General features: G+C 71.8%; 18 protein-coding genes. 3 read left to right on the forward strand and 15 right to left on the reverse strand.

Going from position 1 to position 17,091, the window contains the following annotated elements:
• Nucleotides 1–26: 26 nt before the first annotated feature.
• Genes ACZ4XD_RS24550 through ACZ4XD_RS24575 form a run of 6 tightly spaced genes read right to left on the reverse strand, consistent with a single transcriptional unit; the run spans nt 27 to nt 6,504 of the window.
• Nucleotides 27–818, reverse strand: coding sequence for a class I SAM-dependent DNA methyltransferase (locus tag ACZ4XD_RS24550; protein ID WP_468045354.1), 792 nt, complete (start codon nt 816–818; stop codon nt 27–29).
• Between the two features lie 17 nt (nt 819–835).
• Nucleotides 836–2,122, reverse strand: a complete 1,287-nt coding sequence (locus tag ACZ4XD_RS24555) for an MFS transporter (RefSeq protein WP_468045356.1) — start codon at nt 2,120–2,122, stop codon at nt 836–838.
• Nucleotides 2,119–3,252, reverse strand: coding sequence for a mandelate racemase/muconate lactonizing enzyme family protein (locus tag ACZ4XD_RS24560; protein ID WP_468045358.1), 1,134 nt, complete (start codon nt 3,250–3,252; stop codon nt 2,119–2,121). Before ACZ4XD_RS24560 ends, ACZ4XD_RS24555 begins: the two co-directional genes overlap by 4 nt.
• Nucleotides 3,249–4,403, reverse strand: coding sequence for a PLP-dependent cysteine synthase family protein (locus ACZ4XD_RS24565; protein WP_468045360.1), 1,155 nt, complete (start codon nt 4,401–4,403; stop codon nt 3,249–3,251). Before ACZ4XD_RS24565 ends, ACZ4XD_RS24560 begins: the two co-directional genes overlap by 4 nt.
• Entirely contained in the window at nt 4,400–5,251 is an 852-nt protein-coding gene (locus ACZ4XD_RS24570) for a Rossmann-like domain-containing protein (RefSeq protein ID WP_468045362.1), read from the reverse strand. The genes ACZ4XD_RS24565 and ACZ4XD_RS24570 overlap by 4 nt, the downstream gene beginning before the upstream one ends.
• Nucleotides 5,248–6,504, reverse strand: a complete 1,257-nt coding sequence (locus tag ACZ4XD_RS24575) for an ATP-grasp domain-containing protein (RefSeq protein ID WP_468045364.1) — start codon at nt 6,502–6,504, stop codon at nt 5,248–5,250. The genes ACZ4XD_RS24570 and ACZ4XD_RS24575 overlap by 4 nt, the downstream gene beginning before the upstream one ends.
• Nucleotides 6,505–6,673: 169 nt before the next feature.
• Between ACZ4XD_RS24575 and ACZ4XD_RS24580 the strand changes: the two genes are divergently transcribed.
• Nucleotides 6,674–8,161 carry an alpha/beta hydrolase gene (locus ACZ4XD_RS24580; RefSeq protein WP_468045366.1) on the forward strand — a complete coding sequence of 496 codons (1,488 nt, stop codon included), beginning with the start codon at nt 6,674–6,676 and terminating at the stop codon, nt 8,159–8,161.
• A 242-nt stretch (nt 8,162–8,403) separates the two neighbouring features.
• Here ACZ4XD_RS24580 and ACZ4XD_RS24585 read toward each other — a convergent pair whose 3' ends face one another.
• Complete coding sequence (locus ACZ4XD_RS24585; RefSeq protein WP_468045368.1) at nt 8,404–9,219, reverse strand: LysR family substrate-binding domain-containing protein; 816 nt, start codon at nt 9,217–9,219, stop codon at nt 8,404–8,406.
• A 58-nt stretch (nt 9,220–9,277) separates the two neighbouring features.
• Here ACZ4XD_RS24585 and ACZ4XD_RS24590 point away from each other — a divergent pair, with 58 nt between their 5' ends.
• Complete coding sequence (locus ACZ4XD_RS24590) at nt 9,278–9,682, forward strand: DUF5997 family protein (protein WP_042153891.1); 405 nt, start codon at nt 9,278–9,280, stop codon at nt 9,680–9,682.
• Nucleotides 9,683–9,802: 120 nt separating this feature from the next.
• On the opposite strand, the gene ACZ4XD_RS24595 is transcribed toward ACZ4XD_RS24590, so the two are convergent.
• The 5 genes from ACZ4XD_RS24595 to ACZ4XD_RS24615 form a co-directional block, all read right to left on the reverse strand.
• Nucleotides 9,803–10,423, reverse strand: a complete 621-nt coding sequence (locus tag ACZ4XD_RS24595) for an L-threonylcarbamoyladenylate synthase (RefSeq protein ID WP_168476456.1) — start codon at nt 10,421–10,423, stop codon at nt 9,803–9,805.
• Between the two features lie 101 nt (nt 10,424–10,524).
• On the reverse strand, nt 10,525–11,418 hold the full coding sequence (locus tag ACZ4XD_RS24600; protein WP_468045462.1) for an aminoglycoside phosphotransferase family protein: 894 nt from the start codon (nt 11,416–11,418) through the stop codon (nt 10,525–10,527).
• 85 nt (nt 11,419–11,503) lie between these two features.
• Nucleotides 11,504–12,361 (reverse strand): class I SAM-dependent methyltransferase, encoded by an 858-nt coding sequence (locus ACZ4XD_RS24605; protein ID WP_468045371.1) that lies wholly within the window; start codon nt 12,359–12,361, stop codon nt 11,504–11,506.
• Nucleotides 12,362–12,387: 26 nt separating this feature from the next.
• The gene (locus ACZ4XD_RS24610; RefSeq protein ID WP_468045373.1) at nt 12,388–12,732 is read right to left on the reverse strand and encodes a VOC family protein; all 345 of its coding nucleotides are present in this window, start codon (nt 12,730–12,732) and stop codon (nt 12,388–12,390) included.
• Between the two features lies 1 nt (nt 12,733).
• A complete protein-coding gene (locus tag ACZ4XD_RS24615) occupies nt 12,734–12,913 on the reverse strand; it encodes a ribbon-helix-helix domain-containing protein (protein WP_042153371.1) in 180 nt (59 codons plus the stop codon).
• 95 nt (nt 12,914–13,008) lie between these two features.
• On the opposite strand from ACZ4XD_RS24615, the gene ACZ4XD_RS24620 reads away from it, so the two are divergent.
• Nucleotides 13,009–13,848: a hypothetical protein gene (locus tag ACZ4XD_RS24620; RefSeq protein ID WP_468045375.1), complete on the forward strand. Its 840-nt coding sequence runs from the start codon at nt 13,009–13,011 to the stop codon at nt 13,846–13,848.
• 38 nt (nt 13,849–13,886) lie between these two features.
• Here ACZ4XD_RS24620 and ACZ4XD_RS24625 read toward each other — a convergent pair whose 3' ends face one another.
• The 3 genes from ACZ4XD_RS24625 to ACZ4XD_RS24635 are packed head-to-tail and all read right to left on the reverse strand — an operon-like array spanning nt 13,887 to nt 16,705.
• Nucleotides 13,887–15,098: a cytochrome P450 gene (locus ACZ4XD_RS24625; RefSeq protein ID WP_468045377.1), complete on the reverse strand. Its 1,212-nt coding sequence runs from the start codon at nt 15,096–15,098 to the stop codon at nt 13,887–13,889.
• Between the two features lie 43 nt (nt 15,099–15,141).
• Nucleotides 15,142–16,506: an NAD(P)/FAD-dependent oxidoreductase gene (locus ACZ4XD_RS24630; protein ID WP_468045379.1), complete on the reverse strand. Its 1,365-nt coding sequence runs from the start codon at nt 16,504–16,506 to the stop codon at nt 15,142–15,144.
• Nucleotides 16,496–16,705, reverse strand: coding sequence for a ferredoxin (locus tag ACZ4XD_RS24635; RefSeq protein WP_468045381.1), 210 nt, complete (start codon nt 16,703–16,705; stop codon nt 16,496–16,498). The genes ACZ4XD_RS24630 and ACZ4XD_RS24635 overlap by 11 nt, the downstream gene beginning before the upstream one ends.
• Nucleotides 16,706–17,091: the final 386 nt, after the last annotated feature.

The following is a 17,091-nucleotide window of genomic DNA, read 5'->3' on the forward strand; positions in this document are numbered from 1 at the left end:
GTGGGTGGTGGCAGGTCGGGCGGGTGTCAGTCGTGCCGGGCCAGCCGGGCGACGAGGTGCAGCCGGTCGCCGTCGGCGGAGGCGCCCGGCGCGGCGTCCTCGCGCCAGGCCGGGTCCGTGCGCGGCCCCGGCCCGTCGTGCAGTTCGAGCACCTCGAAGCCGTGCGCGGCGAGGGTGTGGCGCAGCTCCTGGGGGAAGAGCAGCCGCCATGCGGATCGCTGCTCGTGGGGCGGGGAGCCGTCGTCGGCGGTCCAGATGCGGGTGCGGCGCAGGAGTTGGGCGGCGCGGTCGACGGAGAGCGTGGTGGTGGAGGTGTAGGTGGTGCCGCGCCAGGTGACGTCGTGGACGGCCGGGGCGTCGAGCAGTTCCGTGCGGCCGAGGAAGAAGGCACCGTTGCGCATCTCGCCCACGAGCAGCCCGCCGGGGGTCAGGCCACGCCGGCAGGAGGCGAGGAAGCCGTCGAGTTCGGCGTTGGTGTGGCAGTAGAGCAGGGCGCTGTCCAGGCAGACGATGGCGTCGAAGGGGCCTTGGCGGAGGGTGAAGTCGCGCAGGTCGGCGTGGACGTAGTCCGGTCCGGGGTGCTGCGTGCGGGCATGGGCCAGCATCGCGGCGGAGAGGTCCGCCCCGACGACGGTGCGGCCCGCCCGGTGCAGATGGGCGGCGTCGCGTCCGGTGCCGCAGCCGAGGTCCAGCACGCGGCTGCCCGAGCGGTGCCGGCGCAGGCAGTCCTCGGCCCAGCGGCCGGCGAGCCGTTCGGTGTCGGGGAAGCGGGCCTCGTAGAGCTCCGGGTTGTCGGTCAGCAGGTTTGCGCGGTGCATGTCCGTTTCCATGGGTGTCAGGTCTTTGCCGCCGTCGTGGGCGCCGCGGCGGCGGGTGCCGGGTCGGTGGTGTCCCCCGGCAGACCGCGCAGCCGGTGCAGCCAGGCGACACCGGCCGCGGAGACGAGGCCGAAGCCCAGGCAGCACGCCCACGGCAGCCACTGGGTACGGGTGTGTTCGCCGGTGTCCATGGCCCAGCCGACGACGGTGTTGCCCACCGCGGCGGCGATCCCGGAGACCACGTAGAACAGTCCGAAGTAGGTGCCGGTGAGTTCGGCGCGGCCGAAGGCGGGGATCAGCTCCAGCACGAACGGCTGGGCGACCATGACGCCGAGGTAGAGCAGCAGTGCCCCGGCCAGTACGGGCAGGGCGCGCAGCGCGGCGTCGCCGAGGCCGCCGGACGGCGCCCCCATGCCTGCGACGGCCATCGGCGGGACGAAGCCGAGCCCCATCAGGCCGAGTCCGGCACTGATCCACCGTGCCCGGTTCCCGCGCTCCTTGAGGGCGCGGGTGATCCGCATCTGCAGACAGAGGTTGGCGACGGTGCCGATGAAGAAGACCAGTCCGGCCGCGCCGTCCCAGCCGGTGGCCCGGCGGGCGCCGTCCGGCAGCAGCAGATACAGCTGGTTCTGCATGGTGAACATGCCGACCATGGCCAGTGCGAAGGCCAGGAAGACGCGGTTGCCGAGGACTTCGCGCCAGTCGCCGAGCACGCTGTTGGTCGCGGGGGCGACCTCGGAGGCGGGCAGCACGACGGCCTGGGCGACGGTGAGCAGAGCGAAGATCGCGGCGGCGGTGAGCGCGGAGACCCGGAAGTCGACCAGCAGCAGGACGCTGCCGAGCAGCGGCCCGATCAGGGCGCCAGTGGTCGCGAAGACATTGAAGAGGGCGAATGCCTCGGCCTTGCGCGTGCCCGCCTCCTGTGCGAGGTAGGCCCGTACGGCGGGGTTGAACAGCGCACCCGCCAGTCCGCTGAGCACGGATGCCGCAATCAGGACGGCCAGGCCATCGCCGAGCGCGAACAGGCCGAAGCCGACGGTCCGCAGCGCGCAGCCGGCGATGATGACGCGGCGCGCGCCCAGTCGGTCGGAGGCCGAGCCGCCGATGAGGAACAGGCCCTGCTGGCTCAGGTTGCGGACGCCGAGGACGATTCCGACGACCGCCGCGGACATTCCCAGGTCTTCGCCGAGGTGCACGGCGAGGTACGGAATGAGCAGGTAGAAGCCGGTATTGACGCCGAGCTGGTTGATCAGCAGCAGGCGGATGGCGAGCGGGAAACGGCGCATCTCGTGCCAGGTCTTCACTGTGCCGCCTCCCCGTCACCGGCCGGCTCCGGCGTCGCCCGGCCCGCCGTCTCCCGGCCGGCCGGCTCCTCGCCCGGTGGTGGTGGTGCGCCGTGGACCGGTCGCACGCCGAGCCCCGGTTCCCGGCCGCCCCGTACGGTGCCGTCCGTACCGCCGATGCCGGTCCAGGGGTCGTGGGCGAGCAGCAAGTGGCCGTCCAGATCCGTCCACCGGGCGCGGTCGGCGAGGTGGACGGCCGGGGCGAGACCGAGGGTGCTGGCGGTGAGGCAGCCCAGCATCAGCGCGGTGCCGCTGCCGGCGAGCAGGTCGGCGATGCGCAGCGCCGCGGTGACACCACCGCACTTGGCGAGCTTGACGTTGATGCCGTGCACCCGCCCGGCCAGCCGCTGTGCGTCCTCGAAGCCGACCGCGTCCTCGTCGGCGATGACGGGCAGCGGCGAGCGTGCGGCGAGTGCGGCCAGCGCCTCGGGGTCGCCGGGGGCGAGCGGCTGCTCCACCGCCTCGACGCCGAGGCCGGCGTAGCGCGGCAGCAGGGCGTCGGCCAGGGCGGGGCTCCAGGCGCCGTTGGGGTCGAGCAGCAGCCGGGCGTGCGGTGCGGCGTTGCGTACCGCCAGGACGCGGTCGAGGTCCTCCTCGGGGTCCGGGGCACCGGCCTTGATCTTGAGGACGGAGAAGCCGCGCCGGGTCAGCCGGCGTGCCTGCTCCGCGGCCGCCCGGTACGAGGTGATGCCGATGGTGCGGGCGGTGGCGGCGCTCGGCGCTTCCGATGCGCCGAGCAACTGGTGCACGGGCAGGCCGGCGCGCTTCCCGACGAGATCGAGCAGTGCGGACTCCACGGCCGCGGTCACCGCCGGCGGTGTGCCGGGCGCGGGCAGTTCGCCCGCGCGCAGGGCGTCGAGGGCGCTTTCGGGGGTGGCGCAGCGGGCGAGTTCCCGTGCGGCGTCGTGCAGTAGCCGGCCGAGGCGGGCGGCGTCCAGACCGTAGTACGTGCTGGTGACCGCTTCGCCGTAGCCGCGCGTGCCCTGGTGCTCGATGGCGAGCCATACGGCGTCGCGGGCCGCCATCGTGGAGCGGGAGATCCGCAGCGGCTCGGTGAGTTCGAGTCGTACGGTGCGCTGACTGACCTTCACGGGGCTTCTTCCCGGGTCGTGGGGCGGGTGGGGTGGTGGGGGGCGGTGCCGGGGAGCGGGGTGGACGGGCGGTCGCCGGTCGCGCCCGGGGGCGCGAGCGGGTCGGTGACCGTCCCGCACCGGGTCCATCCGGTCGCCTCCGCGGCCGTCGGATGCGGGATCTCGACCGGGCGGCCGGCGGCGGTGGCCAGGTCCAGGCCGTGGGCGGTGGCGAAGTCGTCGTCGTAGACGCTGTTGAGATAGCGCTGGGGCCCGTCGGGGAAGACGGTGGCGACGACGGCCCCGGGGTGTACCCGCGCGGCCCACGCGGAGACCAGGGCGACCGCGCCGGTGCTCCAGCCGCCGCTGACGAAGTTGCCGGTGGCGAGCCTGCGGCAGGCGTCGGCGGATTCGGCCGGGCCGACCCAGTGCACCTCGTCGAAGGCGTCGTAGGCGACATTGCGGGGGTGGATGCTGCTGCCGAGGCCCCGCATCAGCCGGGCCCGGGCGGGCTGGCCGAAGATCGTCGAGCCGGTGGCGTCCACCCCGATCAGGCGCAGCCGCGGCCAGTGCCGGCGCAGCGGGCCGACGATGCCCGCGCTGTGTCCTCCGGTGCCGACGCTGCACACCAGGACATCGAGGTGGTCGAGTTCGGCTGCCATCTCGGCGGCGAGGGAGGCGTAACCGGCGACATTGTCGGGGTTGTTGTACTGGTCGGGCCAGTACGCGCCGGGCAGCTCGGCGAGCAGCTGCCGCAGCCGGGCGAGCCGGGCCGCCTGCCAGCCGCCCTCGGCCGCCGGCCGGTCGACGAGTTCGAGCCGGACCCCGTGGGTCCGCAGCAGCCGGCGCATGGCCGGCTCCAGCTCGGAGTCGCCGACCAGCACGACCGGATGGCCGAGCGCCTGGCCCGCGAAGGCCAGTCCGATGCCGAGGGTGCCGGAGGTGGACTCCACGACCGGGGCGCCGGGCCGTAGTTGGCCGCGCTCGCGGGCGCCGAGCAGCATGGACACCGCGGCGCGTGCCTTCATACCGCCCGCGCCGAGCCCTTCGAGCTTGGCCCAGAATCCGGGGTGCGGGCAGGGGAGGTCGGCGGTGACCCGGGCGAGCGGGGTGCGGCCGAGCAGGCCGAGGAGCTCGCGGTTACCTGTGGGATGCCGGACGGCCGTGGTCACCGGGCGGCTCCGGGTGCGTCGGCGCGGTAGCGGTGGAGGGTGCCCCGCCCGCCGTCGAGCCAGAAGAACGGGTACGGCTCCGCACACACCGCGCTCACCCCGGAGCCGAGGAACCGCGGCAGCACCGCACTGCCCGTCTGGGCGAACATCACCAGCGGCTTGCCGTGGTGCAGGGCGTGCTCCCGCAGCGCTTCGAAGCTGCCGTTGCCGAGCGTCATCCCGGAGGCGAGCACCGCGTCGCAGTGCGCCAACTCGGCGAGCGCATCGGTGCGGACCGGCTCGCCCCACTCCGTCGTGCCCCCCTTGAGGTCGCAGGGCACATACGACAGCCCGCGCGCACGGAGCGCCTCCAGCAGCGAGTTGACCACACCGACCACGAGCACCCGGGCGCCCGGGGCGGCGTCGACCAGCCCGGTGACGGCCCGTGCCCTGGCCCGGGACTTCCGCAGGGACGACCCGGCGGGCAGCGACCAGGACCGGGCACCGTTCGCCGGGGTGTGCGGGAGTACGTGCATCAGATAGGCGTCGAGGGCGGCCACCCGCACCGGGCGCAGTTCGTGCGCCATCAGGCGGGCCAGGTCCGCGCCGACGCAGTCCTCGATGGCGGTGTCCGGCAGCTCGCCGGGCTCCACCGCGCAGGAGCCGACCGCGGCGGCCAGCCGCAGGCTCAGCACCTCGTTGCGGTAGCCGCCGCTGCGGCTCTCATGGCGTACGGCCTGCCGGGTGCTGAAGGCGACGGCGACCTTCTGGGTACGCGGGTCGGGCCCGAACTCACCGTCGAGGACACGGGCCACGAGGTCGTCGTACGAAGCGGCGGGGGCCGGGAGGTGGGTGGTGGGGGTGGTCATCGGTTCACCACCCGCGGGCGCAGCTCGGACAGCAACGCTTCGACACACCGGCGCGCGTCCGGGCCCTCGGCGTCGCCGGCCATGACATGCCCCAGGTACTCGTTGTTGCTGCCGGCCGCCTTGACCTGCTTGCCGGGGTCGGCGAGCTGGACCTCCAGCACCCCCGGCGCCTTCCGCACGAGGTCCGCGCCGTCGATCTCCTCCAGCACGCCCGTGGACTGCGGGACGAGGAAGCCGATCGCGGCGCTGCGCAGTCCGGTGTCCCGTATGTGCAGATCGGGACGCTGCCCTATCGCCACGTCCACCGCGGCAGCGGCGATATCGACACCGGTGACATGGCGGATCAGTTCGGTGATGCGGTTGCCCGCGGGGCGGGGGTTGACCTCGATCAGGCGCGGTCCGTCGGGCGTCAGCTTGATCTCCGTGTGCGCCACGACGCCGTCGAGTCCGAGTGCCTCGATGGCCTGCCGGGCTATCTCCCCGGCCGCGGCCGTATCGGCCGCCGGGAGCGCGGCGGGGAACATATGGCCGGTCTCGATGAAGGCCGGTGCCCCGCCGACGCTCTTGTCGGTCACCCCGACCACCTGGGTGCTCCCCTCGAACGTCACGGTCTCGACGCTGACTTCGGGACCGTGGAGCAGCTCTTCGAGGAGGACCACGGGCGCCCTGCGCTGGCCTCGGGCATTGACGGGAAAGCCCTCGACGGCGCGGTAGGCGGCGGCCAGTTCCGTCTCGTCGTCGACGCGCCGTACGAACATCCCCGCGCACAGGTCGACGGGCTTGAGCACCAGCGGATAGCCGATCTCCGCCGCGGCGGCGGCAGCCTCGGACCGGTCCGCGCAGACCGCGAAGCGCGGGCCGGGGACCCCGGCGGCGGCAAGGGTCTGCCGGGTCGCGTCCTTGCGGCAGGCGTTCTCGACCGCTTCGGGCGCCGGGCCGGGCAGCCCGAGCCGGCCGGCGATCCGCGCGGCGGCCGGAAGGTAGTAGTCGCAGGAGGTGATCACACCGTCGAAGCCGAGCGCGGCATGCAGCCGCTCGGCGTACGGCAGCAGCGTGTCGAGGTCGTTGGTGTCGGCGGTCAGCACATTGCGGGCGCCGAGCAGCGGGTGAGCGGCGCCCTCGGGCGCGGAGCGCAGGTAGTGGTGCAGATCGCGGGTGAGAAAGCTGAACTCGTGTCCGCCCTCCCGGATCGCGCGGGGGAGCAGCCTGCTCATCGCTCCGACCCAGCTCTCGACCATCAGCAGATGAGCCACGGTGTCCCTTCTTCGCAGCGTCGTTCGGGCGTTGGTGCGGCGGTACTTGACGAAGCGACGGCCCCTCGGCGAGGGCCGTTCACTTGACCGGGCCACACTGTAAACGATAATCATTTTCATCACCAAGTCCTGCGGCACTTCCTCCGCCGCACTCCCGAATGCGAGACCAGTGATTCCTGCCGTACGCCGCACCGGCCTGCTCTGCGCCCTCACGGCCACCGCCGCCCTGCTCCCGGCCGCCCCCGCCCCCGCCGCTCCCCCACCACCGGCGCTCCGCTTCGGCGACTGCCCGGACTCCGTACCGAAGCCGCCCGCACCCGAACGCGTCGAGTGCGGCCGACTGCGCGTCCCCCTGGACCGCAGCCACCCGCACGGCAAACAGCTCGACATCGCCGTATCCCGCGTCCGCGCCTCCGGCCCGGCCTCCGAGCGGCGGGGCGTTCTGCTGGTCAACCCGGGCGGCCCCGGCGGGTCGGGCCTCCCCTACGCCGTGACCAAGCGCGCCAAACTGCCGGAGCAGGTGCGGCGTTCGTACGACGTGATCGGCTTTGACCCGCGCGGCACCGGTGCGAGCGCCCCCGCGGACTGCGGTCCGATGGGCGGCCTCTTCGACAGCCCGGGGCAGGATCCGGTGCCGGTGGGGCGGGCCGCCGAACAGACCTACCTCGACGGACTGCGGCGGACCGCCGACGACTGCGCCCGGCACCTCAAGGACGCGCTGCCGCATCTGTCGACCACCGAGACCGCCCGGGACATGGACGCCCTGCGCGAGGCGCTCGGTGAGCCCCGGATCGGCTACCTCGGCGTCTCCTACGGCAGCTACCTCGGGGCCGCCTATGCCGCGCAATTCCCGCAGCGGGTGGGCCGGATGGTGCTGGACAGCGTCGTCGGCCCCGAGGCGTGGTACGACTTCGATCTTCTCCAGAGCCGGGCACTGATACGCCAGCGGGCGGACCTCTTCGCCTGGGCGGCCCGGCACCAGGAACGCTTCGGGCTCGGTGCCGACGCAGCGGACGTACGGGCCGCGTACCAGAAGGTGCGGGACGGTCTCGCCGAGCGCCCCGTGGACGGCTTCGGTCCGGCGGAGTTCGACCGCGCCGTCTACCGGGCGCTGGGCCGCACCGAACGCTGGGCGGGCCTCGCCGACGGCCTGCGGACCTACCTGCGCGACGGCACCACCGGCCCGCTGCGCCCGGCAGAGCCCTTCGACGGCCCCGCGTCACGCACGTACGAAGCCGCCAACCGCACGGTCAAGTGCGCGGACGGACCGGCGCCCTCGTCCGCCCGCGTCCTCGCCGACATCCGGCGGATGCGACGGCTCGACCCGCAGCCGGTACTGACCGGCATGGAGGCGTCGGTGTGCGCGTACTGGCACCACCGGCCCGCGCACGGTACGCCGCTCGGCAGCCCCGAGGCGCCACCGGTCCTGCTGATCGCTTCCGAGCACGACCCCGTCACCCCCATCGAAGGCGCCCGGGCCCTGCAAAAGCGACTGCCCGGCTCCCGTCTGGTCACCCTCCACGACGACTACTCCCACGGGGTGTTCGCCAGCCGGCGCAACGGCTGCGTGGACGACACGGCCGCCGCCTACCTGACCGACGGCACCGTGCCCCGCACCGACGTGCACTGCACGGGTCCCGGACTGCCCACACCCTGAGCCGAGTCGTACACCCGGCTCCCCACGCCCTGAGCCCAGCCGCAAGAGGGCAACCGGCCCGGCCCGCACGTCAGGGGCCGGGCCGGCGCCGTCCCCGCCTCCTCAGCCTTCACCGGCCCCCGCACCCGCCTCGTCACATATCGCCCCGTCGGCGGCACAAGTTCCGTATATCCGCAGGGAGTTGGCCCACCCAGGGGCACCCGCACCCGACCAAGCCCCGCACTCGCCGCGCTACGCCGGAGCTACGGCCGGCGGCGGGGTTTGCCGCGCCTGCCGCCCTTGGGGCCGCCGCCGGAACCGCCCGAGCCGCTCCGGGGACTCTTGCCGCCCGACTTGCCCACCGGCTTGCCGGCCGTCTTGCCCCCTGGTTTGCCTCCCGCGGGCTTCCGCCGGGTGCCGCCCGCCTCGGGGCGCTTGCCCTTCGGCTGTGCCGGGGCCTGGGCCTGCGCGCGGCCCCGGGTGCTGTTCACGGTCCGGCCGCGGACGATGCCGATGAAGTCCTCCACCAGGTCGGTGGTCTCCTCCTGCGGCCACGACAGCGCGACCCGCGACGCGGGGGCGTCCGAGACCGGCCGGTAGGTGAGGTCCTTGCGGTGGTGCAGCCGGGCCAGTGATTGCGGGACCACGAGGAGTCCCACGCCGGCCGCCACCAGCTCGATGGCGTCCGCCGTCGTGGCGGGACGCTCCTTCGCGGGCAGTCCCGGCCGGCGCTCCCACTCAAGGGTCTCGTCGAGCGGGTGCAGCACGATCTCGTCGGCCAGGTCCTCCGCGGCCACCTCGTCGACCGCCGTCACGAGGTGATCCTTCGGGACCACGACGACGGTCGTCTCGGTGTAGAGGGGAATCGCGGCGAGATCCGTCCGGTCGACCGGCAGCCGCAGGAAACCCGCGTCGGCGCCACCGTCCCGCAACACCGCACAGGCTTCGGCGGCGGGCACCGGGATCAGGGTCAGGGGGACGTCGGGCAGCCGCTCGTTCCAGATCCGCACCCATTTCGTGGGCGTCACTCCCGGGACATACGCGAGCCGGAACGACGGGGATGCTTCCGAGCTTGTCACGCCGCCAGGTTACCGGTCGTGGTCGGAGGTAGCGCACATGCTCGATACCCTTGACAGCATGAAGTCGCACCAGACCCCCCAGACGATGAAGCCCGCGACCGCGGCGAAGAAGCTGGGGGTGTACCTCGAGGCCACCCCCGCCGAATTCCAGGAGGGTGTCGTCTCGCGCACCGAGCTGAACGCACTCCAGACCGATCCGCCCGAGTGGCTGGTCGAACTGCGCCGCAACGGTCCGCACCCCCGGCCGGTGGTCGCGGCCAAGCTCGGCGTCTCCATCTCCGGTCTCGCCCGTGGCGGGGTCACCGAAGCTCTCACCACGGAGCAGATCGAGGCGCTGAAGAAGGAAGGCCCCGAGTGGCTGGAGCGGGAGCGCGCCACCCAGGCCGAGGTCCGTAAGGAAGCGGCCCGGATCAAGGAGAAGAACGCGGAGCGGGCCGAGCAGCCCCGCCCCCCGCGCTCCTGAGCTCTGCCCGCAACGATCCCGGCGCGGGCGCGCGGGTACGTACCCGTCCGCCCGGCCCGGTGGGCGGCGAACTCCACCGGTAGCCGGCCGTCACGAACCCGGCACTCTCGGAGAGACCGGCTACTCGAACCGCGAGACGTCGCCCGCGCCCCGGCGGACGATCTCGGCCCCGCCGCCGGAGAAGTCGATGACCGTGGTCGGCTCGGTGCCGCAGTCGCCCGAGTCGATCACGGCGTCCACGACGTGGTCGAGCCGTTCCTTGATCTCCCATCCCTGCGTCATCGGCTCCTCCTCGTCGGGCAGGAGCAGGGTGCTGGAGAGCAGCGGCTCACCGAGGTCGGCGAGCAGCGCCTGAGTGACGACATGGTCCGGGATGCGGACACCGACCGTTTTCTTCTTCGGATGCAGCAGCTGGCGCGGCACCTCCTTCGTCGCGGGAAGGATGAAGGTGTAACTGCCGGGGGTGGCTGCCTTGATCGCGCGGAACACGTCATTGTCGATGTGCACGAACTGCCCCAGCTGCGAAAAGTTCTCGCACACGAGGGTGAAGTGGTGCCGGTCATCAAGGTTCCGGATCGACTTGATCCGTTCGATACCGCTGCGGCTGCCCAGCTGGCAGCCCAGCGCGAAGCAGGAGTCCGTCGGGTATGCGATGAGCGCGCCGGAGCGGATGCTGTCGGCCACATTGCTGATGGTGCGCCGTTGAGGATTCTCGGGGTGTACGTCGAAATACTTCGCCATCCGTCGAGCCTACGTGATCAGGGCTCCTGTACCCGGGCGGCCGGGACGACGCCGGACGGAGGGCGCCGGCGGGCGTCCCCGCCGGCCCGGCGTCCGCCCACTCACCGTCCGAGCAGCAGCCGCGCGATCGCGAGCTGCTCCTGATCCAGCTCGTCCTCCCCGTCCTCGATGTTCCACAGCAGGTTCTGCAGGGCCCGCCCCAGCGTCCATGCGACCGCCCGCTGCCGGTCGAGTCCCAGCACCTCGGTCATCAGGTCGAAGCGGTAGTGCACTTCGGACGGATCGAAGTCATCGGCGAGTGCGGGCATCAGCTCGAAGCCCGGGTCGCCGGCCAGCGGCTTGGGGTCGATGGCGAGCCAGGGCTCCCGGTCCGCGGCGAGGATGTTGTCGTAGTGCAGATCCCAGTGGAGCAGCCGGTCCCCGGCTTCGCCGACGACCTCGCGTACGGCCGCCGCACAGCTCTTGAGGAGCGCCCGTTCGGCCGGGTCAGCGACCGCACGCACGGCGTCCGGCACCGTGTCGAGCATCTTCCGCGCGATGTCGTCCAGCTGACGCAGACCGGCGGGCGCGGGCACGGCACAGAGCCTGGCCAGCAGTTCGGCGAGGATCCGGATGGCCTCGCGGGAGTCATCGAGCGTCGACAAGTGGCGCTGCTCATCGAGGCGTTCGAGCAGCAGCGTGTTGGTGTCCGCATCGTGCTCAAGCAGCCGAACGACGCCGTCACCGCCCCAGACCCGCAGGGCGACCGACTCCCCCGCGCTCTCCTCATCGAGCAACTGCAGCTTCAGCGCCGCAGGCGTCCCATCACTCCGCTCCACCGGCAGAACGAGCGCCGCCATACCGCACAGCGAGGGTCCGGTCAGCTTCAGCCCCCACCGATCCAGGAACTCCGCGGCCCGCCCCGGCAACGCGGCAATGAAGTCACGCCCCGCCGCACCGTTGAACCTGGTCTGGGTGGCCACGAGCTCGTTCGGGATGTCGATCACGCCGTCGATCCTAGAGATGCACCCGTGCCGGCGTATAAGGAATATTTGCCGTGCGGTGAGCGGTGAGTACCCTTCCCCGGGCATTGACGAGCGGTCAGGTAGTGGCCAGCAGCAGGTCCTCCCCGCTCGACGGGCGGAGGCCGTCGGTGCGGTCGGCGAAGTAGCGCTCGGCGAGCGTCTGTCCCGACACGTGACGGGCGTCTTCGAAACCGGCTTTGCGGGCCAGTGCCAGCATCTCGGGTGGGGTGTAGAAGCTGAGGAACGGCGTTCCGGAGGCTTGCGCGCCCGCCTGGCTCGCCCGGAGGCCGGGGCGGTCGGCTTCGGCGACGAGTTCGGTCGGCAGCAGGAAGCTCATGGCGAGCGTCGAGCCGGGTGCGAGCCCGGCGATCTGGCGCAGGGTGGCCCCGGTGGCCTCTTTGGTGAGGTACATGCTGACACCGGTGGAGACGATGACCGCCGGCCGGCCGGCTTCAAAACCGGCAGCGGTCAGCTGCTCCAGCCAGTCCTCGCTCGCCTCGAAGTCGACCGGCACCAGGTGCAGCCAGTCGGGGATGCCATATCCGAGTTCGACCAGGCGGCGGCGTTTCCAGGTCTGAGTGGCGGGCTGGTCGACCTCGAAGACCCGTAGGCGGGCGGCGATCTCCGGTCTGCGCTGGGCAAAGGTGTCCAGGCCGGCGCCCAGGATGACGTACTGGGTGATGCCGCGGTCGGCCTGCTCCGCCATCAGGTCCTCGATGAAACGAGCACGGGCCACCATGGCCGCCCGGAATCCTCTGGTGGTCTGCGGGTGCATGTCGGGGCGGCTGCGCCAGTCGGCGTCGGGGGCTGCCAGCCGCAGGCCGATCTCGTCCTGGAGCACATGCGGTGGCGGGTCGGCCTGAACGTGCAGTGCCCGCCAGAGGGCGGTGCGCAGCGCGGTGTTGTCCGGCGCCTCGGTCTTCTCGGCTGCCATGGTGTCCCCTTCCGTTGCCGATGCGGTCAGTTGCCGGCGGGAGCCTGGAGGCTCCACAGTCGCCCGTCGGGGTCACGGACGGTCATCTCCTTGGTGCCGTAATGGGTTTCCTCGAACGGCGTGACCACCTCGACGGCAGGGTCGGGGCGGAACGCGTCCGCGTCCGGCACCTTCAGCACGATCTGCGTCTCGGGCTCGCGGTCCTCAGGGACCTCGGCGATGAACACGTAGGGCCCGTCGCCATTGCGGAGCCGGCCGGAGTTGTGGTCGGTGGAGAACTCCAACTCGTAGCCCAGCGACTGGAAGAACTTCGCCGCCTTGCCCCAGTTGTGGGTCGTCAGGAACACGGCCTCGATTCCTTCGGTCGCCATATCAGGTCTCCTTCTCCGTCGATTGCCGTTGGTGCCCGTCGGTGTCGTCGAGGTAGGCGCGCAGCGCGTCAGCGACCAGCGCCGACAACGACATGCCCGACTCGATGGCGCGGTACTTGACCTGCTTGATCAGCCCGATCGGCAGGTACACGTTGAACTGCTTGACTTCCTCAGCACTCACGAGCGCGATGCTAGCATCCTAGCAAGCTAGTTGGCGGACCAAGGCTTGGCGGCCGGCCTAAGGGGGAAAGACACCCTGACACCGGGGGGTGGTCGATGAACGGCGATATAGCGGGGAGCCGTGGTCTGCTGCGCAGGCTCCGTGGTGCTCTCGCGCTGTGTGTCTTCCTCGGCGGACTGAGCCTGGCGCTGGTGTCCAACGGCCGTCCTGGTTTCGTGTGGTCCGCGCTCAACGAGCTCGCGCTCTTCGCCGCGGCGGCCGTCGCGATCCCGTTCTACTACGACCTGTTCCTCAGGGACGTCGAACGGGGGCGGTTTCTCGGCGAGATGAGCCGCTTACTGGACGAACGGCTGCTGGGCGGCGAGGCCGGCCGTGGCCTCACCGTCCGTGCCGAGGGGAGGCCGTCGCCGACGGAGAAGGCCGTGTTTCTGGAGGGGGCACAGTCGGAGATCATCGAAATCGGGGTGGCACTCCGCAGTCTGGCCGCCCTCTTCGTCTCACGCCCCGAACGTGACTTCACCGGTCCGGTCCGTCGGCTCCTGAGCGAGGGCGTGAACATCACCTACGTGGTGGCCGATCCCGAGTCGGTCCTGATGGCCGAGTACGCCCGGAGCCTCGGCGAACCCGAACTCCCGCACCGCGCGGCCTCCTCGGCCCGGGAACTGCTGGCGGTGGCCCGGGGCTTCGATGCCGAGGGGCTGCCCGGCCGCATGGTCATCCGGGTCACCGGTCAGCTGCCGACCTGCTACCTGAGCCTGGTCGATCCCGATGCGGAGACCGGACGCTGTCGTACGGCCCCGTATCTGCCGGGTGTTCGGCGGGCCGACTCGCCCGTCCTCGACATCGCCCAGGCCTCCCAGCGCGAACTGTTCGCGCGCTACGTGACCTACGCGCGCGCCGTCCTGGCCGACAGCCGGCCCTTGGACACTCCCTAAGGACTGTCCCGTACCTCTTCCAGCGCCTACGGACCCCCTCAGCCTCGCTCGACGAGCAGGTGCCGGGGCCCGCGCAATACCGGGCTGCGCCGGTACGGCGGCGGGTCCTCGGCCAGGCGGGGTGCGTCAAGGTGCTGGAGGAGTTCGTTCAGGGCGATCTGGGCTTCCAGACGGGCGAGCGGGGCGCCGAAGCAGCTGTGGATGCCGCTGCCGAAGCCGAGGTGCTGGATGTCCTCGCGGAGCGGGTCGAAGCGGTCGGGGTCAGGGAACCGCTCGGGGTCACGATTGCCGGAGGCGAGCATCAGGATGAGCGGGGCGCCCTTGGGGATGGTGAGTCCGGCGACCTCGATGTCGGCCAGAGGGGTGCGCTGCGGAAGCATCTGGACGGGGGGCTCGTAGCGCAGCAGTTCCTCCACGGCCCGGGGCATCAGTGTGGGATCGCTGCGCAGACGTGCCAGCTGGTCGGGGTGGCGCAGCAGGGTGAGGACGCCGTTGGTGATGAGGTTGACCGTGGTCTCATGACCGGCGATCAGCAGCAGCACGGAGGTCGTCATGATTTCGAGCGGGGTGAGCCGGCCGTCGGTGTCGTCGCCTGTGGCGAACGCGGAGAGCATGTCGTCGGACGGATGGTCGCGGCGCTTCTCGGCGAGGTCTCCCAGATAGAGCGCCATCGCTTTACGGGCCTCCGCGGCGGCACGTTGGCGCTCCGCGGGGTCCTCCTTGGGGTTGGGGTCGATGCCGGCGACGATCGTGTCCGACCACTGACGGAACCGCGGCTCGTCCTCGATGGGTACGCCCAGCAGGCGGCAGATCACGGTGACGGGGAGCGGGTAGGCGAAGTCGTCGACGATGTCGATCCGTTCCCTGCCCTCCAGGCCGGCGAGGAAGTCCTTGACGATGCGGGTGATCTCGCCGTGCATGGCATTGATCCGGCCGGGCGTGTGGGGCGGGCCGAAGGACCGCATCGCCAGGCTCCGCAGCCGGTGATGTTCCGGGTCGTCGAGCCCGATGAAGGCCGGCGGGAGTCCTGCGTCGCCGGCCTCGGTCTCGTCCGGTGCGGTGCGGTTGCGGCGGTCCGAACTGACCCGTGGATCGTGGAGCAGCGCTTCGATCTCGTGGTAGGTCCCGACCAGGTAGCTGCCGTCCTCCTGACGTGCCACCCGGTGCGCACGGAGTTCGGCGTAGAGCGGATAGGGGTCGGCGCGGTGGGCGTAGTCAGTGATCCGTTGGAACAAGGTGTCCGCAGCCATGCGCGGGGCTCCTCATCGCTGTCGCTGTGGAGTGGCGGTGGTCTCAGCGGGCCGGTTGCACCACCGTCAGGCGTCGGTCCGGCAGATGACCGGTGAGGGCGACGGTCGGACCGTGCGAGAGCAGCTTCGGGTCCGGTACGTCGGAGGGGACGGGGTCCGGGGACTCCATCTGGTCGGCGGCGCCCGGCGCGGGCGGGAAGGGCGCGGCCGTCTCGATGAGCCGCTGGTAGTACTCCAGTGATCTGGCCTGGTTCACGCTCACGGCCGCGGTGACCCGCCCGCGGTAGCCGTAGACGGCGACCAGCCGGGCGTCCTTCAGCGAGCCCTGGGCGATGACCACCTGGTCGGAGAAGGTGGGCACCCCCACCGACTTGATGTTGAGCCCGAACTGGCTGGACCAGAAGGCCGGTACGGTCAGATGCGGGAGTCGGCGCGGCCCCGGATGGACCATGTTGTGGGCCGCCACCTCCGCCTGGGCGACCGCGTTGCCCCAGTGCTCCAGGGAGAGCAGCTGGTACTCGAAGAGCGGGTGCGGGAACCGGGCGACATCACCGGCGGCGAAGATGTCGTCGGTGACGATTCCGTACATGTCGAAGGCGCGGCACCCCGCGTCGCAGGTCACCCCTCGCGGGCCCGCGGCGAGTCCCGATTCGGCCAGCCATTCGGTGTTGCGGACCGCGCCCAGGGCGACCACGGCGATGTCGGCGTCGATCCGGGTGCCGTCGGAGAACTGGGCGCCGGTGAGCCGGCCGCTGCCCTCCAGGGCGGTGACCGTCACTCCGCAGCGCAGGTCGACGCCGTGCGCGCGCTGCAGTTTGGCGGCGAGCGCGCCCAGTGTGCCGCCGAGCGCGCCGACGAGTGGCGCCGGTCCGCGCTCCGCGACCGTCACTGCCAGGCCGCGCTCCCGGCAGGCGGAGGCGATTTCCGAACCGGTGAAGCCGGCGCCGATGACCAGGACCCGCCGTGGTCCGGCGTCCAGGCGTTCCGCGAGGCGGCGGGCATCGTCGCTGGTGCGCAGGGTGAAGACACCGTCCAAGGCGGCCTCGGCCGGGTGGGGCCAGGGCCGGGCGCGGGTTCCGGTGGCGATCAGCAGCCGGTCGAAGGGCACTTCCGCGCCGTCGGCGAGCAGGACCCGCTTCTCGATCGGATCGAGGCCGGTGGCACGCACCCCGAGCTGCCACCGCGCGTCCAGTTCGCGGCGCTGCGGCAGCCCGGTGTGGCCCGCGGGAACCTTCCCGAGCAGCACCTGTTTGGACAGCGGAGGCCGGTCGTAGGGGGGCTGCGGCTCCTCCCCGACCAGGGTCAGCGAGCCGGTGAACCCCTCCTCGCGGAGCCTCTCGGCGGCCCGTAGCCCCGTGAGTGACGCACCGACGATGACGATCCGGCCGTCGCGTGGTTCACCGCGCACCGGCGCCCGCCTCCTCGCCCATGACGATGGCCTGCACCGGGCAGGCCACCACGGCCCGGCGCACCTGTTCCAGTTGCCCGTCGGGCACGACCGGGTGGTACAGCAGGGACTCCTCGCCATGCATCGCGAACACCTCGGGGGCGAGGAACGCGCACTGCGCATAGCCCTGACAGCGATTGAGATCCACGACGACGTTCAACCCGAGCCACTCCTCCCACCGCCACACCCGTCGTCTCCGTCCTACTAGCGGTGGCGGCGCGGCGCAGAGGATGCTCGGCCGTTCGAGGGTTTACGTGGGGTGAGCGGAAGCGCGGGGCGGGCCCGGGAACTGGGCACGCCCGTGGCCCTGGAACTCCCGTTTTCCAGGCCGGCCACGACATCGAGTCGCCGGCCACGACATCGAGTCCGGCCGATCCGAGTCCCTCCGAAGCCGTCGAGAGCAATAGCTCGCCGTGGAGAGTTCACTTCATACACACAAGTCATCTGTCGTCACAGCCGTATGTCACCGGGTGCCGGAGTCGCGATCCCCTCCCCCGGCGGACGGCTCCCGACACCGATGAGTTGACCGCCGGAAAGCCTCAAAGG

The organism is Streptomyces sp. NPDC029466, assembly GCF_055574515.1.